This window comes from Haloferax sp. DFSO52, assembly GCF_048158745.1.
Taxonomy (GTDB): Archaea; Halobacteriota; Halobacteria; order Halobacteriales; family Haloferacaceae; genus Haloferax.
In genome coordinates, this window is record NZ_JBLOPB010000001.1 from 423,443 (window position 1) to 446,914 (window position 23,472).

Here is a 23,472-nt window from a genome sequence, read left to right on the forward strand (position 1 = left end):
ACATGTCAATGCAGACACCCAAAGAAATCGGCAGCATTCAGTTCGGGTTGATGGACCCGGAGACGTACCGAGACATGTCCGCGACGAAGGTCATCACCGCGGACACCTACGACGACGACGGCTACCCAATCGACATGGGTCTCATGGACCCGCGTCTGGGCGTCATCGACCCCGGGCTGCAGTGCCGCACCTGCGGCCAGCACTCCGGGTCGTGTAACGGGCACTTCGGCCACATCGAACTGGCCGCGCCCGTCATCCACGTCGGCTTCACGAAACTCATCCGTCGGCTGCTCCGTTCGACCTGCCGTGAGTGTGGCCGCCTCTCGCTCACGCAGGAAGAAGCAGACGAGTATCGCGAGAACCTCAAGCGGACGAAGGAACTCGGCGACGACTGGAGCGACGTGATGAAAGCGGCAGTCCGGCAGGCTCGCAAGGCCCACCGCTGTCCGCACTGCAGTTCGCCCCAGCACGACATCAAACACGAGAAGCCAACGACCTACTACGAGGTCCAGAACGTGCTCGCCGGCGACTTCTCCGAGCGCATCGCCTCTGCGATGCAACCGGACCCCGACGACGAGGACGACGAAGGCATCTCGCCGGTCGAACTCGCAGACAAGTCCGGCCTCCCGGCCGACCGAATCAACGAGGTGCTCGCTGGTGAGTTCCGCCCCGTCGGCGACGACCGGAAGGCGCTTGAGAAGGCACTCGGCATCGACCTGACCGAAGAGGACATGAACAAACTGATGCCCTCGGACATCCGCGACTGGTTCGAGGACATCCCGAACGAAGACCTCATCACGCTCGGCATCGACCCCGACCGGTCGCGTCCCGAGTGGATGATTCTCACTGTGCTTCCGGTCCCGCCGGTGACTGCCCGTCCGTCGATTACGCTCGACAACGGTCAGCGCTCCGAGGACGACCTGACACACAAACTCGTCGACATCATCCGCATCAACCAGCGGTTCATGGAGAACCGTGAGGCCGGTGCGCCGCAACTGATTATCGAGGACCTGTGGGAACTGCTTCAGTACCACGTCACCACGTTCATCGACAACGAGATTTCGGGCACGCCGCCGGCACGTCACCGGTCTGGCCGCCCGCTCAAGACGCTCAGTCAGCGTCTCAAGGGGAAGGAAGGTCGCTTCCGTGGCTCGCTGTCCGGGAAGCGTGTCAACTTCTCCGCGCGTACCGTCATCTCGCCGGACCCGACGCTCTCGCTCAACGAAGTCGGTGTCCCGGACCGCGTCGCGTCCGAGATGACCCAGACGATGAACGTCACCGAGCGGAACATCGAGGAGGCCCAGCAGTACGTCCGCAACGGCCCCGAGAAACACCCCGGTGCGAACTACGTCCGTCGTCCAGACGGCCGTCGCCTCAAGGTGACCGAGAAGAACTGCGAAGAACTCGCAGAGAAGGTCGAACTCGGCTGGGAAGTCAACCGACATCTCGTCGATGGCGACATCGTCATCTTCAACCGGCAGCCATCGCTGCACCGGATGTCCATCATGGCGCACGAAGTCGTCGTGATGCCGTACAAGACGTTCCGCCTGAACACCGTCGTCTGCCCGCCGTACAACGCAGACTTCGACGGCGACGAGATGAACATGCACGCCCTCCAGAACGAGGAGGCCCGTGCCGAGGCACGCGTCCTCATGCGTGTCCAAGAGCAGATTCTCTCGCCGCGCTTCGGTGAGAACATCATCGGCGCCATTCAGGATCACATCTCGGGAACCTATCTCCTCACGCACGACAACCCACGGTTCGTCGAGACGCAAGCGCTCGACCTGCTTCGTGCGACGCGCGTGGACACGCTCCCGAAACCCGCAGGCGAAGACGAAGACGGCACGCCGTACTGGACCGGCCAGCAAATCTTCTCCGAACTCCTGCCCGACGACCTGGACATGGAGTTCACCTCGAAGGTAGGCGACACGGTCCGTATCGTCGACGGCCAACTCGTCGAAGGAACCATCGACGAGGACGCAGTCGGTGCCTTCGGTGGCGAGATTGTCGACGTCCTCGCGAAGGACTACTCGAAGACGCGCTCGCGCATCTTCATCAACGAGATTGCGTCGCTGGCGATGCGCGCCATCATGCACTTCGGTCTCTCCATCGGTATCGACGACGAGTCCATCCCGGACGAGGCGACCGCACAGGTCGACGAGGCCATCGACGCCGCCTACGACAAGATTCAGGAACTCATCGAAATCTACGAGAACGGCGAACTCGAGTCGCTGCCCGGCCGTTCCGTCGACGAGACGCTGGAGATGAAGATTATGCAGCGTCTCGGCAAGGCACGTGACTCTGCTGGTGAAATCGCAGAAGACCACTTCGAAGAGGACAACCCGGCGGTCGTGATGTCGAAGTCCGGTGCGCGTGCATCCATGCTCAACCTGACCCAGATGGCCGGTTGTGTCGGCCAGCAGGCAGTTCGGGGCGAGCGCATCAACCGTGGCTACGAGGGTCGTACCCTGAGCCACTACCAGAAAGGTGACCTCTCGGCCGACGCACACGGATTCGTCGAGAATTCGTACCGTGCTGGCCTCACCCCGCGTGAGTTCTTCTTCCACGCGATGGGTGGCCGTGAGGGCCTGGTCGACACTGCAGTCCGTACCTCGAAGTCCGGATACCTGCAGCGTCGTCTCATCAACGCACTCTCCGAACTCGAAGCGCAGTACGACGGCTCTGTCCGCGACACGTCGGGCACCATCGTCCAGTTCGAGTTCGGTGAAGACGGCACGAGTCCCGTCAAGGTCTCGTCGAGCGAAGACACGCCCATCGACGTGGACGCCATCGCGGACCGCGTCGTCGACGCGGAGTTCTCCTCGGACGCCGAGAAAGAACGCTTCCTCGGCGAGAGTGCACCGCCGACCAACCTCTCCGAACACGCAGAACCGCGCGTCAGCGCCGGTGCGGAGGTAGAATCAGATGACTAAGAACGTAGACCTCTCCCAGTACGAATACGTCGACCAGAACGTCGTCGACGTCGTCGAGTCGAAGGAACTGTCTCGACGCCTGAAGGACCGCATCTACCAGACCATCGAAGAGCGTGAGGGCGTCTCGCCCCAGCAGGCCACCGAAATCGCACAAGCCGTCGAGAACCGCTACATCGAGACGCGCGTCGACCCGCTGGACCCCGTCGGGACCGTCTCGGCGCAGTCTATCGGTGAACCCGGAACGCAGATGACGATGAACACGTTCCACTACGCGGGTGTCGCCGAAATCGACGTGACGCAGGGGCTCCCCCGTCTCATCGAACTCGTGGACGCGCGGAAGACGCCGGACACGCCGATGATGACGGTCTACCTCGAAGACGAGTACGCAGAGAACCGTGACCTCGCCCACCAGGTCGTCTGGGACATCGAGTCCACGAAGGTTCTCGCACTGGGTGACATCTCGACCAACGTCGCCGACATGGTCGTGCAGGTGAACCTCAACGACGAGACGCTCCTCGAACGCTGGCCGACCTACGACGACGAAGGCGTCGTCGCCAGCGAGATTGCCGACACCATCGAGGACGCCCTCGGTATCACGACGCGGCGACAGGGGACGCTCATCGAGTTCGGCCCCGAGAGCCCGAGTTACCGACGCCTCCTCCAACTGGTCGAGGAACTGCGCGACATCGTGTTCAAGGGTATCGAGGAAGTCTCGCGCGTCGTCATCCGCAAAGAGCAGAACGACGAGACTGGCGACGAGGAGTTCGTCCTCTACACCGAAGGGTCGGCCTTCGGCGACGTGCTCTCTATCGAGGGCGTCGACGCCTCGCGGACCACCTCGAACAACATCCACGAGGTGCACAAGCAACTCGGTATCGAGGCCGCTCGCGAAGCGATCATCAACGAGACGATGAACACGCTCAAAGAGCAGGGTCTCGACGACGTGAACATTCGCCACCTGATGCTCGTCGCGGACATCATGACGAACGACGGCACCATCGAGTCCATCGGTCGCCACGGTATCTCCGGGTCGAAGGACTCCGTCCTCGCTCGTGCAGCATTCGAGGTGACGGTCAACCACCTGCTCGACGCCGCAATCCACGGCGAAGAAGACGACCTAGACGGCGTCATCGAGAACGTCATCGTCGGCAAGCCGATTGCAATCGGCACCGGTGACGTCGACCTGCGGATGGGCTCGCTCACCGCCAAAGACACCGAAGCCAACGCCGCGCCTGAACCGTCCGACGACTGACGATGAAAGTCACGCTGTCGGATACGGCACGTCGGTACATCGCCCTCTTCGAGGACGAGACCGACGCGACGGCACACGACTGTCTCGTCTTCGACGACCGGGTCGTCTTCCTCGTCTCTGCAGGGGAGATGGCGACGGCGATCGGCCCGGGCGGACGGACGGTTCAGTCGGTCGAACAGCGAATCGGTCGGTCGGTCGAACTCGTCGAAGACGCCGACACACCGGAGGCGTTCGTCGCGAGCACACTCGCCCCGGCCGCCGTCCGACACGTGACGATTTCACGCCAGAACGACACCGTCGCCTACGTCGAAGTCGCGGACGAAGACCGTGGCGTCGCCATCGGTGCTGGCGGGAAGACCATCGACACCGCGCGTGAACTGGCCCGTCGTCACTACGACATCGACGACATCCAGTTGACGTAGGCCACTCGCGTCTACCGTCGCCCGGGAGACGGGCACACGTTTTTGTCCGCCGCGCGCGGCGAGCTATTTATGTTGCAGCTTCGACCGCTAGCCGACACCGTCGTCGGACAAATCGACGTCGGGGGACTCACGGCGTACGAAGACATCGCGAGTGCGCTCGCGGGATTCACCGTCGGAGCGGTCGTCGTCTACCTCGTCGGCCGACTCCTGGTGGTCCCGACGGTCACCCGCGTCGTCAGCGCCCGCAACGTGAACAATCCGACACTGGAGACGGCGACGCGAACGTATACGCACGCGTTCGTCGTCGTCCTCTCGGCACTCGCTGGTGTCATCGGCGCGGGGTACGGGGCGGTGCTGACGAACAGCGCGCTCATCATCGCGGCACTGACCATCGTCTTCGGCGTCGCCGGCCAGGAGGTCATCGGCGCGCTCATCAGCGGGCTCTTCCTCGTTGCCGACCCGGATTTCAACGTCGGTGACTGGATTTCGTGGCCCAACGGCGAAGGCGTCGTCGAGGCCGTCGACTTCCGTGTCACGCGCGTCCGCACACTCAACAACGAGACGATTACCGTGCCGAACACGGAACTCACGACGAACGCGCTGGTACGCCCGTACGGACGAGAACGATACCGAATCACCGAGCGCGTGGACGTCGCGTACGGCGACGACACGGAACTCGCACTCCTCGAACTCGCCGAAGTAGCCAGACAGGACGACCGGGTGCTGGAAGACCCACCACCACGGTCACGAATCGAAGAGTTCGGCGGGAGTTCTATCGGCCTCAAAGCGGAGTTCTGGGTCGCCTCGCCGATGGACGTCGACCTCGTCGAAGTGCGCTCGCAGTTCAGACGGCGGGTGAAAGGCCGGTTCGACGAGGTCGGACTGACGCTCGGCCCACCGTCCGGCAGAGAAGTGAGCGGCCGTCTCGACGTGGACCTCGTGGGTAATTGACACACGAGAGCGAAACGACCACTTCTCCGGGCAGTTTAGTCCCTCTTCGCAGACGAGCGGCCGTCGTTTGGAATCCGTGAAACGGATTCAGCTTCGATTAGCGACCCCTAAGGACGAATCTGAGGCCGTCTCGCCGGATTCGAAAAGGGAGGCTTAAGTAGCTCCATCTGGAACTCATGTTCACTATGGCGAACGGCAAATACGCCGCGCGCAAGCTCAAAAAAGACCGGCAGAAGCGACGCTGGTCCGACTCTGAGTACGCGCGCCGTGAGCGCGGTCTCGGGAAGAAGTCCGACCCGCTCGAGGGTGCCCCACAGGGTCGTGGCATCGTCCTCGAGAAGGTTGGTATCGAAGCAAAGCAGCCGAACTCGGCAATCCGGAAATGTGTCCGTGTTCAGCTCATCAAGAACGGAAAGCAGGTCACCGCATTCTGTCCCGGTGACGGTGCAATCTCGTTCATCGACGAGCACGACGAAGTGACCATCGCCGGTATCGGTGGCGCGAAGGGTCGCGCGATGGGTGACCTTTCGGGTGTCAACTACAAGGTCGAGAAGGTCAACGGTGTCTCGATGATCGAACTCGTCCGTGGAAACGCTGAGAAGCCGGTGCGCTAACCATGTCGGAAAGCGACGCCCCCGAACCCGACTCCCCCGCAAGCAGCGAGGAAGCAAACCAGAACGCGCTTCTGTTCGGTGTCTGGGACTGCTCCGAGATGGAGTTCACCGACCCCAGCATGAGCCGCTACATCAAGGCGACGCCGATTGCCCACACGATGGGCCGTCACGCCTCGAAGCAGTTCCAGAAGAGCGAAATCAGCATCGTCGAGCGCCTCATCAACCGTCTGATGCAGACGGAAGATAACACGGGCCACAAGCAGAAGACGAGCAAGATCGTCAAGGAAGCGTTCGAAATCGTCCACGAGCAGACCGAGGAGAACCCGGTTCAGGTCCTCATCCGTGCAGTCGAGAACGCCGGTCCGCGCGAAGAGACCGTCCGCCTCAAGTACGGTGGTATCTCGGTCCCGCAGGCTGTCGACGTTGCACCCCAGCGCCGTGTCGACGAAGCGCTGAAGTTCATCGCACAGGGCACCCTCAAGGGCTCGTACAAGTCGAAGACCTCTGCCGCCGAATCACTCGCACAGCAGATTACCGGCGCAGCAGCCTACGACGTTCAGGCGTACGCTATCTCGCAGAAAGAAGAGAAAGAGCGCGTCGCAGAAGCGGCCCGATAATCTCCCTTCTCTCTTCGTTTTTCACCCCCACAGAGCGGCAGTGCTGTCTGGTCGTCTTGTTGGCACTTGACTCCGACTCGTGACCGTCTCAGTCGGCCGCGACGTTCGACCCGACGACGTAGTTTTTCACCACGTCCACGAGTGCGCGGCGATACTCGCTTTTCGAGGGGTCGGCCGCGAGCGTCCGGAAGTGTTCTTTGAACGTGTCTAACGAGACTGATGGGGCGTCGTCGGCGGCGGCGTGTGCGAGGTCGTATAGCCGATGGTCGGCGTCGATGAGGTCGTGACGCTCGGCGAGTGCGAGTGCGAACCCTGCGTTCACCGCCGTAATCTCCGGGTCAGACCCGACGGTGACCAGTTGTGACCCCGGCCGACCGGATGGTCGTCGACGACTCGCGAGCGCGGACGCAAGTTCCGATTCGAGGAACTGAACGAGTTTGTCCGCGGGCGCGACAGCGAGCGTCAGGTCGTCGGCGTAGATGTCCTTGCAGTGATTCGCAATCTGATAGCAGTGGGCGAGTTTCCGGCGCTCGATTGTCCGCCCGGTGAGTGCCAGAAAGACGGCTTCCTCTGTCGACTGGTAGTGTGAGGCGTGGCCTTCCTCGTTGCGAGCCATGTGTGAGAGTTCGTGGAGTGCGAGCTCCCGAGCCATCGCACTCGTCGCCATCTGCCGCGAGATGTTGAGGACGTGGCGGTCCTGATAGTGGGCGGCCCAGGTACGGACGTCTGGCTCGTCGCGCACGTGCACGACGACTGGATAGTCGAGGTCGAACTCGGTTTCGAACAGGTCGGCGGCGCTCAAGAACGGGTCTGCAGGGGCGCCTCCGAGCACACGGAGGTCCATTCGTACGTGTGTAATGTTATCAACCAGCATGACTCTTCCGCCGAGTGATTCGAAACCAGACCGTGTGAGAGAGTGTCTGGCTATCGTGACAGAACTGCTCATACCCCGGCGCTAGGGGCGCTGAAAAGGGCAAATCCGCTGGGTGAAAACACTACTCTTTTGACCCTCCTGCCGGTACAAGGCTGTATAATGGGCCGACGAAAGAAAATCGTCCAGGAATGTGAGAAACTGATGGACAAGCCGGAGCAGATCCGGAACATTGCCATCGCAGCTCACGTCGACCACGGGAAGACGACACTTTCGGACAATCTCCTTGCGGGTGCCGGTATGATCTCTGACGAGACTGCCGGTCAGCAGCTCGCGATGGACACGAAAGAAGACGAACAGGAACGCGGAATCACCATCGACGCAGCAAACGTTTCGATGACCCACGAGTGGAACGACCGGAACCACCTCATCAACCTCATCGACACGCCGGGCCACGTCGACTTCGGTGGCGACGTGACGCGTGCGATGCGTGCTGTCGACGGTGCACTCGTCGTCGTCGACGCCGTCGAGGGCGCCATGCCGCAGACCGAGACGGTTCTGCGTCAGGCACTCCGCGAGGGCGTCAAGCCGGCCCTGTTCATCAACAAGGTCGACCGCCTCATCAACGAACTGCAGGAAGGTCCCCAGGAGATGCAGCAACGTCTCGTCGACGTCATCTCCGACGTCAACGAACTCATCCGTGGGATGACCGAAGAGAAGGACTACGACTGGACCGTCTCCGTCGAAGAGGGGACCGTCGCATTCGGGTCCGCGCTCTACAAGTGGGGTGTCTCCATGCCGTCGATGGAAGAGACCGGTATCTCCTTCGGCGACATCATGGAACTCGAACGTGCTGGCGACCGTCAGGAACTCCACGAGCGCACGCCGCTTTCGGACGTCGTTCTCGACATGGTTGCAGAGCACTTCCCCAACCCGCTCGAAGCCCAGCCCCGTCGTATCCCGACGGTCTGGCGTGGTGACTCCGAGTCCGAAATCGCGCGCCAGATGCGCGAAGTCGACGACGACGGCGAAGTCGTCTTCATGGCGACCGACATCTCGATGGACCCCCACGCGGGTGAAATCGCGACGGGTCGCCTGTTCTCCGGTACCATCCGCAAGGGTCAGGAGCTCTACGTCTCCGGTACCGCAGGCAAGAACCGCGTCCAGTCCGTCGGTGTCTTCATGGGTGGCGAGCGCGAGGAACTCGACCGTGGTGTCCCCGCAGGGAACATCGCAGCAGTCACGGGTCTCCGTGACGCTATCGCCGGTTCCACCGTCTCCTCGGTCGAGATGACGCCGTTCGAGTCCATCGAGCACATCTCCGAGCCTGTCATCACGAAGTCCGTCGAGGCAGAGCGCATGGACGACCTGCCGAAGCTCATCCAGACGCTCCAGCAGGTCGCAAAGGAAGACCCGACCATCCGCGTCGAGATTAACGAGGACACGGGCGAGCACCTCATCTCCGGTCAGGGTGAGCTCCACCTCGAAGTCATCACGCAGCGCATCCGCGACAATCAGGGCATCCCGGTCCGCACCGGTGAGCCGATCGTCGTCTACCGCGAGCAGGTCCAGGGCAAGTCCCACGAGGTCGAGGGTGTCTCCCCGAACCGCCACAACAAGTTCTACATCACGGCGGAACCCCTCTCGCAGGACATCGTCGACGACATCAAGCTGGGCAACATCTCGATGGACATGCCCGAACTGGAGCGCCGTGAGGCACTGCAGGAAGCCGGCATGGACAAGGACACGTCCCAGAACGTCGAACACATCCACGGGACGAACATCCTCATCGACGACACGAAGGGTATCCAGCACCTCAACGAGACGATGGAACTCGTCATCGAGGGTCTCGAAGAGGCACTCGACGACGGTCCGCTCGCTGCGGAACCCGTTCAGGGGACGCTCCTCCGACTCCACGACGCGAAGCTCCACGAGGACACTATCCACCGCGGTCCCGCACAGGTCATCCCTGCGACGCGTGACGCGGTCCACCGCTCGCTCATCGCGGGTCAGGTGAAGCTCCTCGAACCCATCCAGAACGTCCGCATCGACGTTGCCTCCGAGTACATGGGCTCGGCCTCCGGCGAGATTCAGGGTCGCCGTGGCCGCGTCGACGACATGTACCAGGAGGGTGACCTCATGGTCATCGAGGGTATCGCACCCGTCGAAGAGATGATCGGATTCTCCTCCGACATCCGTTCGGCGACCGAAGGCCGCGCCTCCTGGAACACGGAGAACGCTGGCTTCCGCGTGCTCTCGGACAACCTCCAGCGCGAGAAGATTATGGAGATTCGCGAGCGCAAGGGCATGAAGCTCGAGCTCTCGCAGGCCATCGACTACATCTAAGCGCTCTCTCTGCTTTCTTTCGGTTCTCGGCCCACCAGCGACCGCCTCCTTTTCACAGTGTGACCAGTTCGGTTCCTCGTCGTCTGGACCGCCGCGTCGACGCGTTCTGGCTGTGCCCGTTTGCCGTGTCACATGCCATCACGCGGCCGATATCGGCAAGCTGTGTCACCTGCGAAGGCTTATACGTCGTGGCCGAATCACGAACACATATGCGTAGGGGCACGTCTCCCGACTCCTGTCGCGTCGACGCGGAACCACAGCCGAGCCACGCGTCACCGACAACATCGTCGGGACGGCCCACGGAGGTGGGACGATGAGCGCACAAGACGGAGACCACCAGAGCGACGCGGAAGCCGACGCCGAAACCGACGGTGGTGGCGAGATGCCGAAACCACACACGGTTCGACTCGAACTCGTCGACGAACCCGGCCAGCTCCTCGCTGCGCTCCAACCCATCGCAGATAACGGTGGCAACCTGCTTTCGATATTCCACGAACGCGGCAACCTAACGCCGCGCGGCCACATCCCCGTGGAAGTCGACCTCGAATGCCCACCGGACCGCTTCGAAGGCATCGTCGATGCGCTCCGCGACGCCGGTGTCAACGTCATCCGCGCGGGTGCAGAACACTTCGGCGAAGAGGTGACGCTCATCCTCGTCGGTGACCTCGTCGACTCCGACCTCTCGGACACGCTCCATCGCGTGGAGGCGTCCGCAGACGCGACGGTCAAGGACCTCTCGCTGTCTGCGCCGGACGGCACGCAAGAACCATCGAGCGCGCGACTGAGGCTCGCTGCGCGGTCCGGAAAGACCGAAGATGCGCTCGCTGTCGTCCGCGAGATTGCGGCGGAGAAAGAGTTGCACGTCATCGAACCACTCACGGAGGAGTCAGCATGACGCTCCGACTCGCTGTCCTCGGTGCTGGTGCGGTCGGTGGGTCGGTACTCGACCTCGCCAGTGAGTACGGCCACGAAGTCGTCGCGTTCGCCGACTCGTCGTCGTCCGTCTCCGACCCCACTGGGCTCGACCCGGAGGCTGTCCACGACCGGAAAGAACGTGAGGGTGTCGTCGGCGACGACAACCCCAACGCGCTGTTCGACGCCGATTACGACGTGCTCGTAGAGGCGACGCCGACGACCCTCGGTGACGCCGAACCGGGCTTCTCACACGTCGAGCGCGCGCTTGCAGACGACCGCCACGTCGTCCTGGCGAACAAAGGTCCCGTGGCCGAGCGCTACGCCGACCTGCGCGCCCTCGAAGCGGAGAGTGCGGGTCGCGTGCAGTTCGAAGCGACTGTCGGCGGCGCGATTCCCGTCCTCTCGACGATTTCGGACCTCGGGGCGAACCACGTGAGCGCCGCGCGCGGCGTCCTCAACGGGACTGCTAACTTCATCCTCTCGCGGATGGCCGCGGAAGGACTCGATTACGAACACGTCCTCGCGGAGGCACAGGACCTCGGCGTGGCCGAAGCGGACCCGTCGTTCGACGTCGACGGCATCGACGCCGCACTCAAGTTCGTCATCCTCGCGAACGTCCTCTCAGACGGGGAAACCGAATACACCCTCGACGACGCGGACGTCGACGGGATTCGGAACGTCCCCGGGACGGCGCTGGACCTCGCCGCGGAAGACGGGCGCACGGTTCGACTCATCGGTGAAGCGACCCCGGATGGGGTGCGCGTGGCACCGCGCCTGGTCCCACAGGGGGCCGCGCTCGCCGTCACGGGCACGCAAAACATCGTTCAACTGGAGACGACACATGCTGGTCAGCTGAACGTAAGCGGCCGCGGTGCGGGTGGTCCGGAGACTGCGACGGCCGTGCTGTCCGACGTTTCCCGACTCGAATAATCCACTTTCTGGCCCGTAGGGGCCGTCTTCTTCCAGTTGGCCGATTACGGATTCGTGGCGTGAACCACTGTGGTATGCTTCCGCAAATCGCAGTACGGCGCTTAGACGCCCCGTAGACCGTATCGAAATCGTTTTAGGGGTTTCAACAAAAACACTCCCCACAGAGCGCCTTAGCGCGTGAATACACCAATGAGCGACAAACCCCACCAGAATCTGGCCATCATCGGCCACGTCGACCACGGTAAGAGTACGCTCGTCGGCCGACTCCTGTTCGAGACCGGTTCCGTCCCGGAACACGTCATCGAGCAGCACCGAGAAGAGGCCGAGGAGAAAGGCAAAGGCGGATTCGAATTCGCCTACGTCATGGACAACCTCGCAGAAGAGCGCGAGCGCGGTGTAACGATCGACATCGCACACCAGGAATTCGACACTGATGAGTTCTACTTCACCATTGTCGACTGTCCCGGTCACCGCGACTTCGTTAAGAACATGATCACCGGTGCTTCGCAGGCTGACAACGCGGTTCTCGTCGTCGCAGCTGATGACGGTGTCGCACCCCAGACCCGCGAGCACGTCTTCCTCGCACGGACGCTCGGTATCGGCGAACTCATCATCGCGGTCAACAAGATGGACGTCGTCGACTACAGCGAAGACACGTACAAGGAAGTCAAAGAGCAGGTCGGCAAGCTCCTCAAGCAGGTCCGCTTCAACTCCGACGACGCGACCTACGTGCCGATCTCCGCCTTCGAGGGCGACAACATCGCCGAGCGCTCCGACAACACGTCGTGGTACGATGGCGACATCCTCCTCGAAGCACTCAACAACCTGCCGGCACCGTCCCCACCGACGGACGCACCGCTGCGTCTGCCCATCCAGGACGTCTACACCATCTCCGGCATCGGTACCGTCCCTGTCGGACGTATCGAGACGGGTACCCTCAACCCCGGCGACAACGTGAGCTTCCAGCCGTCTGACGTTGGCGGCGAAGTCAAGACCGTCGAGATGCACCACGAAGAAGTCGACAGTGCTGGCCCCGGTGACAACGTCGGGTTCAACGTTCGTGGCGTTGGCAAGGACGACATCCGCCGTGGCGACGTCTGTGGCCCGGCTGACGACCCGCCGAAGGTCGCCGAGACGTTCAAGGCACAGGTCGTCGTCATGCAGCACCCCTCGGTCATCACCGCTGGCTACACGCCGGTCTTCCACGCCCACACGGCGCAGGTCGCGTGTACCATCACCGAAATCAACCAGAAGCTCGACCCCGCGTCGGGTGAGGTTGCTGAGGAGAACCCGGACTTCATCAAGTCCGGCGACGCTGCTATCGTGACTGTCCGTCCGCAGAAACCGCTCAGCATCGAGCCGTCCTCCGAGATTCCGGAACTCGGCAGCTTCGCTGTCCGTGACATGGGTCAGACCATCGCGGCCGGCAAAGTGCTCGAAGTCAACGAGCGATAACAATGCAACAGGCACGCGTTCGGCTCGCCGGCACGAGTCCGGAAGACCTCGACGAGATCTGCGACGACGTCCGCGAGATTGCGAACAAGACGGGCGTCAACCTCAGCGGGCCGATCCCGCTGCCCACGAAAACGCTCGAAGTCCCTTCCCGCAAATCGCCTGATGGCGAAGGGACGGCGACGTGGGAACACTGGGAGATGCGCGTCCACAAGCGTCTGATCGACCTCGACGCTGACGAGCGCGCTCTGCGCCAGCTGATGCGCGTTCAGGTCCCTAACGACGTCAGCATCGAGATCGTCCTCGAAGACTAATCACGGTCTGTCCACGGACGGACACACCGTTTCGTGACGCTTTGCGTCACACTCGCGGCTGTCGAGGCGCGCGTCCGGAAGCTCTGCCCACGAGCTGGGTTCAGCGCTAAGGCGCGTGTCATCTCACTTCGATTCGAGACGTCGGTCGTTTCCGACGTGTCGCTTTCGTGGAGTGGGTGACGACGACTCGCCAGCGAGCACCGACAAAATCGCCCGACAGCGAGATGCTACTGTCTGTCTGGCTGATGCAGAAACATAGAGTATAAGTGTATCCCACGACTCCGTGGGAATGAGGGCTCGTAGATCAGTGGCAGATCGCTTCCTTCGCAAGGAAGAGGCCCGGGGTTCAAATCCCCGCGAGTCCATCAACTTCTGTCGATACCACCGGTGAGCGGAGCGAACCGCGTGTATCGACTGTATTGATGCCTGTCTGAGCGGGGATTTGAATCAGGGAGCGAGAGGTGAGCGAGCAGCGCGAGCGAACGGGAGCGACCGTGGTTCAACATCCCCGCGAGTCCATTTCCTTCCGTTCACTACGTTCACTCCAGTCAATGGACTCGCTTGCCCCCACTCGCTTCGCTCGTGGGGACCCCGCGAGTCCACTATCATTTTCGCGACGCAACACACCGAGTCGTGACTCCGTCAGGAGTCCGGCGAGTACCTCCTGCGTCGCGTGATGTAGTGCCTGTCTGAGCGGGGATTTGAGCAGCGAGCAACCCGAAGGGTTGCGAGTGAGTTCAAATCCCTCGTGGCTAACGGTTCGGAGTGACCTCGCCAAGCGACTTGTTGGTGATTCCACGAGTGCCGGGGGCCGATAGCCGATGAAACACGCCCTCGACCGTCCACCACCAATTCAATATTTCTTTCTAACCGTGGAAACTGGGCTCAGACGTTATCTATTGGAGGAACCCGGAGATCCCGCCAATGGCTACGACAAGGACACCTACCCAATTCATCGAAACTCCATACAATGTCGAACTCAATGGTTGCTGAACAACGAGAAATACGATAACCAAGGCTGCAACTAGGAGAGGTCCGAATGGCCCAATTCCGTTTGAACCGGACATACTCAAAAGAGCCCCCCACCGAATAGACCGCCATCATCTCGAGACGTGTTTTCTGACCCCATTCCCTCGTTGTGTTTAATTACGAAAGCAAATTGAGTTGGGTTCATGAAATCTTGTTGTCTATTTCTGAACTTGTTCTCAAGCTCCCGCCAGCCATCCATGTCCTCAATGCCGCACGCGCAGGCAATTACGAACTCATAGTTGTCGGCATAGTCTTCCAACTGACCTCGAAGTTTCTTTTTTTGAGAGTTACTGAAATTCCGTTTCAGTTCAATTCCGACAGTGCCGTCGACAACCACGTCGCCGTACGAAGTTCCATGTTCAGTACTGACAACATGACCACCACCACCGCTCATTCCGATATCAAAGCCCATTCCACCTGCCTGCTCATTTAGAGCATCGTCAAGGTAAGCCTTCAGCTCAGACTGATACTTGTTCTCGTGGTCGTGTACTTGCGACGGAACCCATTGTTCAACGAGGTTCAATACGTTTCTACCAAGATTTCCTCCACCCAGCATATCAAATAACAATAAATTGTTCAATGATAATACTTTTTCCCAGACTATTCAATGCGAGTTTTTCTTTGTATTGCGTACTACCGAGAACACTCGATGATACCCAGGCAACGTCAAAACGACCCACAACGCCTTCGAGAATTCTCCAATGACCGGACAGGAAGAGCAGAATGATTATAATTACCTCCTCTGAACATCGGGTAGATGGCTGGCACGATTCGTGTGTTGCACGTCGACGACGACCCGTATTTCGGGGAACTGACGGCAACATATCTCGAACGCGAAAACGAGCGACTCAGCGTCGTGTCGGCCACGCGTGCTGAAGACGGCGCGGCTCGACTCGACGAGAACGACATCGACTGCATCGTCAGCGACTACGACATGCCCGGCCAGTCTGGAATCGACTTTTTGGAGACGGTCCGCGAGACACACCCCGAACTCCCGTTTATCCTCTTTACAGGCAAGGGCTCAGAGGAGGTCGCGGCCGATGCGATTTCGGCCGGCGCGACCGACTACATCCAAAAAGAGACTGGCACCAGCCAGTACACGGTTCTCGCGAACCGCATCACGAACACCGTCGCACAGTACCGTGCTCGCCGTCACTCGGAACGTGCCAACCACCGGCGTCGACAGACTCTCACGCGAATCACCGACGGCTACGTCGAGATGGACGCCGACCTCACGATTACCGATGTCAACGAGCAGACGGTCGAACTGTCGGGGCTCGCACGCGAGCAACTCATCGGGATGAACTACCGGCGACTCATGACCGTGGGTGACTCGAACGCGTCGGTCGAGGGGTACAACGACGTCCTCGAGACAGGTGACCCGCACACGATAGAAGCCCGGTCAGACATCAACCCGAAGCGGTGGCTCGAAGAACGAATCTTCCCGTCGGAGACCGACGAGAGTATCTACGTCTACTTCACCGACGTCACAGAGCGAAAGGAGCGCGAACGGCAACTCCAGACTCGAACCAGACAGCTCCAGGGAATCCTCGATAGCGTGCAGGCAGCCCTCTGGATGCGCGATACCGAGCATCAGTTCATGCTGATGAATACCAACTACAGGGGATTGTTTGGGATCGACAGGGACCTCGACGTTACCGGCGAACCGCTAGACAGCCTCCTCGACGCGAATCTCGCCGCGAGGTTCAAAGCGCACGACCAGCGTGCCCTGTCGGCCGGTGAACCAGTCGAGGTCGAAGAAGAACTGGAGACTGCGTTCGGGACGCGCGTCTATCTCGCGAGAATCACGCCGTTGTTCGACGACGATGACCAGCCGTTTGCCACGGCAGGAGCGGCCGTCGATATCACGCGGCGGAAAGAGCGGGAACAGACCTTGACGGCGCTCCACACCGCAGCCCAAACGATCGAGCAATCGACCGACGAACAGACGGTCTACGAGACGCTCGTCGAGACGGCTGAGAACGTGCTGAACTTCGACCTCGTCGCGGTCGACATCGAACGCGACGGCTACCTCGTGCAGGAAGCGTGGGAGCTCACAGGCGACGAGAGCGGCTACTACGAGCGAACCTCGCTGGACTCGAACGACACGTTCGCGGTGCGAGCGTACAAGCGCCAGGAGACGATTATCGTCGACGACCTCCGCGAGTCCGACATCACACCGGCGGATATCGACTACCGGTCGGCCTTGACCGTCCCAATCGGGCGATTCGGGACGTTTCAGGCGGTGTTCAGCGAAGTCGCCGCGTTCGACGAGTACGACCAGGAGTTCGCCGAACTCCTCGTCGACCACGCCAGGGTGAAATTAGAGCAACTCGACACCGACAGCGGTCGCCGATAGCGCCCCCAAAACCGTTTCTTCGTCGCCAGGTCGAACCCACGCAAAGAATTTTCCGCCCCCACGACAAGCCCTTGCCAACAAATGTCACACAGAACGATTCCGTACAGTTGTGACAACGCCGTCGCGTTGGGCGACGTCACGGCTGCGGGGCACGTCGTCTTCGGAAAGAACAGTGACCGACCGGTACGGGAGACACAACCGCTGGTGTTCAATCCGCGCGAGACCCACGACGACGGCGACACGCTCGAACTCGCGTACCGCGAAATTCCACAGGTTGAAGAGACGTACGCGACGCTCGGCACGGCCCCGTACTGGTGTTGGGGGTACGAACTCGGCGTCAACGAACACGACGTGGTCGCCGGCAACGAGGCGGTGTTCACCGAACCACTGAAAGACGCGCTCGACGCACACGACGCGGGCGACACTCCCGAACGTGGCCTTCTCGGAATGGAGTTGCTTCGCCTCGGACTCGAACGAGCGACGACTGCCGAGGCTGCCGTCGAAGTCGTCGCGGAACTCCTCGAACGCTACGGCCAGTTCGGGTCGGCCGTCGCGGGGAAAACCGACGCTGATGGCGCGTACGACAACTCCTATCTCGTCGCCGACCCGGGGGAGGCGTGGATTCTCGAAACCGCCGGGTCGTCGTGGACGGCCACGCGGGTGAACTCGGGGACGGCGTCCATCTCGAACGAACTGACGATTCGTGAACAGTGGGACCGCGACTCCGGCGAGATACGAGCGAGCGCAGTCGAGGCGGGATGGTGGCCGGGGGGTCGCGAACCGTTCGACTTCGCCGAGGCGTACACCGACCACGAGACGCCGCTGCAGGTGTCGCACATCAGATATCAACGCTCTCAGCAACTCCTCGCCCGGTACGCGGAATCAGGCACGTTCGACGACACCGACATGCGGCGCATCCTTCGGGACCACTACGAGGGCACCTTCTTAGACGGGCCAAAGTTCAACGCGGCGCTCCCCGACTTCCTCACCATCTGTATGCACGACTCACCGGCGGAGTTCACGTGGGGCGACACCGTCAGTTCTGCCGTCTTCGAACTCCCTGCGGACGACGACGGATTCACGACGATGTGGTGGACGCCGGGGCCGCCCTGTATTGGTGCGTACGTGCCAGTCTACATCCTGAGCGGGGGCGTGCCGGACGTCGTCTCCCACGGCGGGACCGTCGGGCGCACGCTCGCCCAACCGGCGACTGTGGCGGCGGACGAGTTCGCAGCGGACTCGTACTGGTGGCAGTTCAAGCGACTCCTCGACGCGGCGAAAGGCGACGACCACGGAAGCCAGTTCGAACAGAATCGCCGCCTCGTCCGAAAGCGATTCGACCGACTCGAATCACAGTTCCGTGAGGAAGCCGAACGGAACGAGGCCGAGGCGCGGACGCTCGTTCGAGCGGGGAACCAGGACGAAGCCAGTCGGCTCCTCGCGTCGTTCACCGCCGAGTGCGTCGAGGCAGTCCTCGAGACGGTCGACGACCTCGTCGAGACCATCCACGAGGCCGAGTGAGGACGCCGACAGCGACGCCCACAACAGGGATACTCCCTCGGTGTGAACCTCGACCCGTGTTCGAAACGCCCTCCGCAACCCACGGCTACCTCCCAGTTGTCGCCGTCTTCTGGGTGTACGTCCTCGTCGCGCTCGGCATCACGTTCGCCCTCCGCGCAGTCGGGATGCCCAGCGAGTGGACGGTGTACGCCTTCCTCGCCGTCGCCGTCGCCCTCGTGAAGCCATTCGTCCCGCTGTTCAGACGATATCTGCCGACGACGCCCACCTAACCTCGCTCTACTTCCACCGAATCCTTCACTTTCACTCCGCCCTTGGCGGACCCTCTTAACACCCGACGCCAAGGCCATCGGTATGGGAACTGAGCAGGGCGAACCACCGTCGGACCCGACAGCACTCTTTCGAGATGTCGTCTCGACGCTTCGGGAGACACGTCGGGGAGTTCATCAACACCGGATGGCGCAGGCACTCTTGCAGAAAGACGCCAGTGGGTCGCGACTCGTCGCGTTGAACGAGGACACAAAACGGGCCGTGTTCTTCAATCCCGCGTCGCGGACGCTCGAATCGGTGCCGTTCGACCGGGAGGGGACGCACGAAGACGACGCGCGGGTGCTCTCACGCCGGTTGAGCGACCCGGCGTCGTGGGTCGAAACACACGCCGAGACGCTGGGGTGGATTCACCCGCACTTTCGCTGGGCGTGCGGACTCGACGCTGAGTGTGTCCGACCGTGAAGAATTATACACTCGCACTGCACACACACTGCGTATGAACGACGAGGAACTCGACGAACTTCGGTCGTCACTCACGCCCTACGAGTCGAACGGCGGCGTCACCACCTACCAGAACACCGTCGCGATCGCCTGTCCGGCCTGTGAGAAACCGTTCGACGACTTGGTCGTCTGCGAGGAAGACTACAACAGTCTCGAACTCAGCATGCTGTTAGACCTCTGTGTGACCACGCACGACGACGACATCCTGCTGTTCACGCACAAACAGTAGTGTCGAGGCACACAGACAACAGCGACGAGTTCACACAAGCAACAGCGTCGTTCACTCGGCGGCGACGCGCTCGGCGTCGATAGTCGTCTCTTCGACGAGCGTCTCGACTTCGAGGACGCCGTAGACCACCCACGTCACGACCGCCGAGACGATGGCGGCAGTCGTGCCTGCGCGGATTCCTGTTCTCCACCCGCTGGTGACCGTTCCGACGAGGAACCCAACGAGAAATGCGAAGCAGCTATCGACGACAGTCGTCTGGAGTCTGTTCATACGCGAACGACGCGGCCTGAGCCAAAAAGTGTGAGCGTAGTGTCGTCTCTACTCGCGCGGCGGGAGGCCGTTGTCGTCGATGACCTCGCCCTCGTCGTCGATGGTGACGATACCGCGGTTGTTGACGGCGTAGGGGTCGAGGCCGACTTCCTGGAGGAACTGCTTGTAGAGGCGCTCGGCCGTCTCGGCGTCTTTCTGACGGTCAGACGCGCGGTCACAGAGTTCCACGAGGTCCTCGGGAACGTCGTTTTCGTGGACGATCCAGTGGTTGATGAGGTCCGAAAGCCGGCGGATGGGCGACGTGAAGTGGCCGTAGATGTCGAAGTTGAGCGCGTAGTGGCCACCGAAGGGGTCGTTCATGTACTTCGCACGGGGCATGACCTTCAACACGGCGCGCTGAATCTTGTTGAGGGTGCGGGAGTTCGCGCTTTCGAGGGCGTCGTTGACGGCCTTCCGGGGTTCGTCCCACGACGTGGACCTGATGCTGACGCCGTCGAGTTCGGTGATTTCGCGGAGCGCTTTGTCCCACTGGTCGGGCGTCGGTTGCGGGTGGACGCGGTACATCGCTTCGACACCGCGACTCCACATGAGTTCGTGCGTGACGGCCTTGTTGGCCTTCAGCATGCACTCTTCGATGATGGTGTGCGCGCGGTCACGACTCGGGTTGAGGACGAGCGAACCGTCTTCTTTCCGCTGTTCGTGCAGTTGGTCTGCGAGGTCGTAGACCAGCACGTTCTCCTCGTGGAGTGGCGCGTCCTCGTCGTCGAGGCGGTTCTCACACTGCGTGTAGGTGAGACGCTCGTCGGAGTGGATGACGGATTTGTAGATGTCGATAGAGTCGAACGAGAGCGTGTCTTTCTTGATCTCCATCTCCACGGTGTGGGCCAGTCGGTCCTCGTTGGGGACGAGCGAACAGACCGTCTCGGCGAGCACCGGCGGGAGCATGTGAATCGTGTAGGCGGGGAGGTAGACGGTGTTCCCGCGCTTGACGGCCTCGGCCCACATCTCCGAGCCGGGGTGGACGTAGTGGGTCACGTCGGCGATGTGGACCCACAGCGTGTACGTCTCTTCGTTCTCGCGAATGCTGATTGCGTCGTCGAAGTCCTGTGCGTCGACAGGGTCGGTCGTCCACGTCGTCAGGTCCCGAAGGTCCTGGCGGTGGTCTAACTCGTCTTCGATCTCCTCGTGGACGCCCTCGGTGCGAGTGCGTGCCTCCGAGAGGACTTCCGGCGGGAATTTGTCGCGAATCTCGAACTCCTCGAACAGTTCCTCGCGCTTGTTCTGGAGGTGTCGCGCGAGTTCGGCGTCGATTTCGACCGGGCCTTGCCCTTCGGCAGTTCCCGCGTACGCCTGCGCGTCGTCTGACATGGACCCGTCTAAACGGGGCAGGGAGAAATGCGTGTCGGGGGCGCGGCCTCGATTGTCGAAAACGAAGTCACTCGCCGACCGCCGTGGCCCACGTTCGGTGGCCACCGTGGTGAGTTCTGTCGAGAAGTGGCGACTCGACCTTATCGTTCTCGTTCTTCTGGCGACTCGTATCGCTCGGAGACGGCATCGATGTACCGACCGAGAAACTCCGCTTGTGAGATGCCGTGTTCTTCGATTTCGAGGAGAAGTCCTTCGAGTTCTGTGCGCGGTTGGTGACAGAGGTCGCGGTAACACTCCTTGCAGAGATGTTCGAACCGCTTGCCGTGTCGTTCCCAGCGGTTCCCCTCTTTGTCGTACTCACGCGCCGCCGACCGGAGCACTGAATCCCCGCATGCGATGCAGACGACAGTCTTCCGGTCCCGGTTGGTCCGGGAACGCCACATACCGATGAGGTGTACCCACCCGTACTTATCTGTTGTTCCAGTCACACCCAGTCCAGTCACAACCGCCTGCCGTCGCTTCCAGCAGACCTCGTCAAAGTCGACGTGTCGTTCGACGTGGAGCGGTCGATTTATCGGCCGTCGGCGTCCACGACTCGGTATGAAGGTCAAGTCTCGCCACCACCTCCGCAACGACGAAATCCAGGCGGTCAAAGCGTCAGTCCAGTCACTCCTCGGCGTCGACATCGACGGCGACTCGTTCGAAGCAGTCGAGTTCGCAGACGCCGACTACGAAGTCGTCCTCGTCGACGGCGAACCAGCCGTCATGTACGTCGACGACGAACCCTTCTTGACCGTCAAGGGTGCAAATCAGTTCCCGCCGACGAAGAACGTCGTCACGGTCGATGCGGGTGCCGTCTCGTTTGTCTCGAGCGGTGCGGACGTCATGCGCCCCGGCATCACCGAGGCAGACGAGTCCATCGAGGCGGGTGACCTCGTCGCCATCGCCGAAGAGAATCACGGAAAGATTCTCGCAATCGGCCGCGCGCTCGAAGACGGCGCGGACCTCGTCGGCGACTCCGGAAAAGTCGTCGAGTCCATCCACCACGTCGGTGACGACCTGTTCGACTTCTCGGTCTAACTACTCTCTCGCGTACTTCTCGACCGCCGCTTCGTATCCCTCCCGCGCCAGCGCGAACGTCTCGCGCAGGTCGCGCAGCGGCGTCTCCGTCGCGTCCACCCGCAGGTCGTTGTAGTACGGGTCCATCTCTCGGTCTTCGGTCGACGCGACGACGACCGCCGCGCTCTGTATGTTCAGGTCGTCGCGCTTGTCGCCACCTTCGGCGTGGCCCGCACCCAGTGCGTCGATGAGGCGCTTCGCTAGCGGTTCGTCGCGGTCGCTTGCCTCGTAGGACTCGGCGACTGCATCGACGACTGACTCGCCCATGAGCAGGTTCCCCGCGACAGTGTAGTCGGACCCGACGCGGTGGCCGGTCCAGTCGTGGCAGTCGTCGCCGGTGAAGGCGAACGTCCCGTCGATGTCGACTCCGTGGAGTTGGCGCTGCTCGCGCCCCTCGTCTGCGTTCAACAGCGCCTGCAGTGCGTCGTCGACTGCGAGGCCGTCGGCGAGATACGCCAGCCCCTTCCGACCGAGTTCGACGTTCGTCACCGACTGTGTCGCTATCGCGCCGTGTTCGCTCGCGTGGGGACAGAGCGCCCCCACACCCGGAAGTCGCGTCGTCACGGCGACGCCGAAGCGGTGCTGGTCGCTCCCGTCACCGTCGACGTACTCCTCGCGGACGCAGATGCTGAAGGTCATGGGACGAATCGAGTCCCCCACGACAAAACATCCGATGGAATCGCCTGAGGAAGTGTATCGCCGGCTCCCACCCCGAATTATCGTCGATAAACGTATCGTGATGTCGATAGTTGTCTGACGTAAGAAATATCCCGCTCCTGACCGCTCTACATGCTATGGGTATCATGAGCAAGATTCTCGGTGGGGGTGGCTCCCGGACGACCGAGGACTACGTCGAACTCGATCTCGACGACTTCGACACCGCCCGCGCATCGGCCGGCATCTCGGTCCACATCGCGGAAATCGGTGGCCAACAGGACGTTATCGCCATCAAAGACGCTGTCTACGATGGCGACATGGTCATCGCGGATATCACTCGACACACGACTTCGGACAGTACGATGGAACACATCATCGACGACCTGCGCCAGGTCGCGCGCGAAGTCGACGGCGACATCGTCCAGAAAGGTGACGACCAGCTAATCATCACCCCGACGAACGTCAACGTCGCGCGTTCGAAACTCAACTCCTAACTCGATTTTTGCGGTCGGAGACGAGGGGAGCGAGACAACCG

Annotated in this window: 24 protein-coding genes and 1 tRNA gene; 19 read left to right on the top strand and 6 right to left on the bottom strand. The window is 61.6% G+C overall.

All coding sequences use genetic code 11. The annotated features are described in order from the left end of the window. Positions 1-8: 8 nt before the first annotated feature. The 6 genes from ACK3SC_RS02230 (at position 9) to ACK3SC_RS02255 (ending at position 6,789) form a co-directional block, all read left to right on the top strand. Positions 9-2,933 carry a DNA-directed RNA polymerase subunit A' gene (locus ACK3SC_RS02230; RefSeq protein WP_416839926.1) on the top strand — a complete coding sequence of 975 codons (2,925 nt, stop codon included), beginning with the start codon at positions 9-11 and terminating at the stop codon, positions 2,931-2,933. After that, positions 2,926-4,185 carry a DNA-directed RNA polymerase subunit A'' gene (gene rpoA2, locus ACK3SC_RS02235; RefSeq protein ID WP_416838495.1) on the top strand — a complete coding sequence of 420 codons (1,260 nt, stop codon included), beginning with the start codon at positions 2,926-2,928 and terminating at the stop codon, positions 4,183-4,185. The genes ACK3SC_RS02230 and rpoA2 overlap by 8 nt, the downstream gene beginning before the upstream one ends. 2 nt (positions 4,186-4,187) lie before the next feature. Beyond that, a complete protein-coding gene (locus ACK3SC_RS02240) occupies positions 4,188-4,607 on the top strand; it encodes a NusA-like transcription termination signal-binding factor (protein WP_416838496.1) in 420 nt (139 codons plus the stop codon). A gap of 69 nt (positions 4,608-4,676) precedes the next feature. Further along, positions 4,677-5,558, top strand: a complete 882-nt coding sequence (locus ACK3SC_RS02245; protein ID WP_416838497.1) for a mechanosensitive ion channel family protein — start codon at positions 4,677-4,679, stop codon at positions 5,556-5,558. Between the two features lie 185 nt (positions 5,559-5,743). Continuing rightward, positions 5,744-6,172 carry a 30S ribosomal protein S12 gene (locus ACK3SC_RS02250; protein WP_004058161.1) on the top strand — a complete coding sequence of 143 codons (429 nt, stop codon included), beginning with the start codon at positions 5,744-5,746 and terminating at the stop codon, positions 6,170-6,172. A gap of 2 nt (positions 6,173-6,174) precedes the next feature. Then, positions 6,175-6,789 carry a 30S ribosomal protein S7 gene (locus tag ACK3SC_RS02255; protein WP_416838498.1) on the top strand — a complete coding sequence of 205 codons (615 nt, stop codon included), beginning with the start codon at positions 6,175-6,177 and terminating at the stop codon, positions 6,787-6,789. 88 nt (positions 6,790-6,877) lie between these two features. Here the strand turns inward: ACK3SC_RS02255 and ACK3SC_RS02260 are convergent, their stop codons facing one another. Beyond that, positions 6,878-7,633 carry a DUF5781 family protein gene (locus tag ACK3SC_RS02260; RefSeq protein WP_416838499.1) on the bottom strand — a complete coding sequence of 252 codons (756 nt, stop codon included), beginning with the start codon at positions 7,631-7,633 and terminating at the stop codon, positions 6,878-6,880. A gap of 189 nt (positions 7,634-7,822) precedes the next feature. Here ACK3SC_RS02260 and ACK3SC_RS02265 point away from each other — a divergent pair, with 189 nt between their 5' ends. The 6 genes from ACK3SC_RS02265 to ACK3SC_RS02290 all read left to right on the top strand — a co-directional run bounded on the left by ACK3SC_RS02265 (position 7,823) and on the right by ACK3SC_RS02290 (position 13,982). Then, the gene (locus ACK3SC_RS02265) at positions 7,823-10,006 is read left to right on the top strand and encodes an elongation factor EF-2 (protein WP_416838500.1); all 2,184 of its coding nucleotides are present in this window, start codon (positions 7,823-7,825) and stop codon (positions 10,004-10,006) included. A gap of 313 nt (positions 10,007-10,319) precedes the next feature. Next, positions 10,320-10,901, top strand: coding sequence for an amino acid-binding protein (locus ACK3SC_RS02270; protein WP_416838501.1), 582 nt, complete (start codon positions 10,320-10,322; stop codon positions 10,899-10,901). Next, positions 10,898-11,851, top strand: coding sequence for a homoserine dehydrogenase (locus ACK3SC_RS02275; protein ID WP_416838502.1), 954 nt, complete (start codon positions 10,898-10,900; stop codon positions 11,849-11,851). The genes ACK3SC_RS02270 and ACK3SC_RS02275 overlap by 4 nt, the downstream gene beginning before the upstream one ends. Positions 11,852-12,040: 189 nt before the next feature. After that, positions 12,041-13,306 (top strand): translation elongation factor EF-1 subunit alpha, encoded by a 1,266-nt coding sequence (gene tuf / locus ACK3SC_RS02280; RefSeq protein WP_416838503.1) that lies wholly within the window; start codon positions 12,041-12,043, stop codon positions 13,304-13,306. A 2-nt stretch (positions 13,307-13,308) separates the two neighbouring features. Beyond that, positions 13,309-13,617: a 30S ribosomal protein S10 gene (gene rpsJ / locus ACK3SC_RS02285; RefSeq protein ID WP_151161668.1), complete on the top strand. Its 309-nt coding sequence runs from the start codon at positions 13,309-13,311 to the stop codon at positions 13,615-13,617. Between the two features lie 293 nt (positions 13,618-13,910). Next, a tRNA-Ala gene (locus ACK3SC_RS02290) sits at positions 13,911-13,982 on the top strand. 704 nt (positions 13,983-14,686) lie between these two features. On the opposite strand, the gene ACK3SC_RS02295 is transcribed toward ACK3SC_RS02290, so the two are convergent. After that, the gene (locus ACK3SC_RS02295) at positions 14,687-15,202 is read right to left on the bottom strand and encodes a hypothetical protein (protein ID WP_416838504.1); all 516 of its coding nucleotides are present in this window, start codon (positions 15,200-15,202) and stop codon (positions 14,687-14,689) included. Positions 15,203-15,403: 201 nt separating this feature from the next. On the opposite strand from ACK3SC_RS02295, the gene ACK3SC_RS02300 reads away from it, so the two are divergent. The 5 genes from ACK3SC_RS02300 to ACK3SC_RS02320 all read left to right on the top strand — a co-directional run bounded on the left by ACK3SC_RS02300 (position 15,404) and on the right by ACK3SC_RS02320 (position 19,523). Then, on the top strand, positions 15,404-17,005 hold the full coding sequence (locus tag ACK3SC_RS02300; protein ID WP_416838505.1) for a PAS domain-containing protein: 1,602 nt from the start codon (positions 15,404-15,406) through the stop codon (positions 17,003-17,005). An 81-nt stretch (positions 17,006-17,086) separates the two neighbouring features. Further along, positions 17,087-18,526 carry a C69 family dipeptidase gene (locus ACK3SC_RS02305; protein WP_416838506.1) on the top strand — a complete coding sequence of 480 codons (1,440 nt, stop codon included), beginning with the start codon at positions 17,087-17,089 and terminating at the stop codon, positions 18,524-18,526. A gap of 56 nt (positions 18,527-18,582) precedes the next feature. Then, positions 18,583-18,795, top strand: a complete 213-nt coding sequence (locus ACK3SC_RS02310; RefSeq protein ID WP_416838507.1) for a hypothetical protein — start codon at positions 18,583-18,585, stop codon at positions 18,793-18,795. An 82-nt stretch (positions 18,796-18,877) separates the two neighbouring features. After that, positions 18,878-19,255, top strand: a complete 378-nt coding sequence (locus tag ACK3SC_RS02315) for a hypothetical protein (RefSeq protein WP_416838508.1) — start codon at positions 18,878-18,880, stop codon at positions 19,253-19,255. A 34-nt stretch (positions 19,256-19,289) separates the two neighbouring features. Then, positions 19,290-19,523 (top strand): hypothetical protein, encoded by a 234-nt coding sequence (locus tag ACK3SC_RS02320; RefSeq protein WP_416838509.1) that lies wholly within the window; start codon positions 19,290-19,292, stop codon positions 19,521-19,523. A 51-nt stretch (positions 19,524-19,574) separates the two neighbouring features. On the opposite strand, the gene ACK3SC_RS02325 is transcribed toward ACK3SC_RS02320, so the two are convergent. From ACK3SC_RS02325 to ACK3SC_RS02335, 3 genes are all read right to left on the bottom strand, one after another. Beyond that, a complete protein-coding gene (locus ACK3SC_RS02325) occupies positions 19,575-19,793 on the bottom strand; it encodes a hypothetical protein (RefSeq protein WP_416838510.1) in 219 nt (72 codons plus the stop codon). Between the two features lie 48 nt (positions 19,794-19,841). Further along, positions 19,842-21,161, bottom strand: a complete 1,320-nt coding sequence (locus ACK3SC_RS02330) for an RNB domain-containing ribonuclease (RefSeq protein ID WP_416838511.1) — start codon at positions 21,159-21,161, stop codon at positions 19,842-19,844. Between the two features lie 140 nt (positions 21,162-21,301). After that, positions 21,302-21,604, bottom strand: coding sequence for a hypothetical protein (locus ACK3SC_RS02335; RefSeq protein WP_416838512.1), 303 nt, complete (start codon positions 21,602-21,604; stop codon positions 21,302-21,304). A gap of 157 nt (positions 21,605-21,761) precedes the next feature. Here ACK3SC_RS02335 and ACK3SC_RS02340 point away from each other — a divergent pair, with 157 nt between their 5' ends. Next, entirely contained in the window at positions 21,762-22,241 is a 480-nt protein-coding gene (locus ACK3SC_RS02340; protein ID WP_416838513.1) for an RNA-binding protein, read from the top strand. On the opposite strand, the gene ACK3SC_RS02345 is transcribed toward ACK3SC_RS02340, so the two are convergent. Beyond that, positions 22,242-22,919, bottom strand: coding sequence for a DUF1028 domain-containing protein (locus ACK3SC_RS02345; protein ID WP_416838514.1), 678 nt, complete (start codon positions 22,917-22,919; stop codon positions 22,242-22,244). It lies immediately after the preceding gene. Between the two features lie 155 nt (positions 22,920-23,074). Between ACK3SC_RS02345 and sepF the strand changes: the two genes are divergently transcribed. Next, a complete protein-coding gene (gene sepF / locus ACK3SC_RS02350; RefSeq protein WP_416838515.1) occupies positions 23,075-23,431 on the top strand; it encodes a cell division protein SepF in 357 nt (118 codons plus the stop codon). Positions 23,432-23,472: the final 41 nt, after the last annotated feature.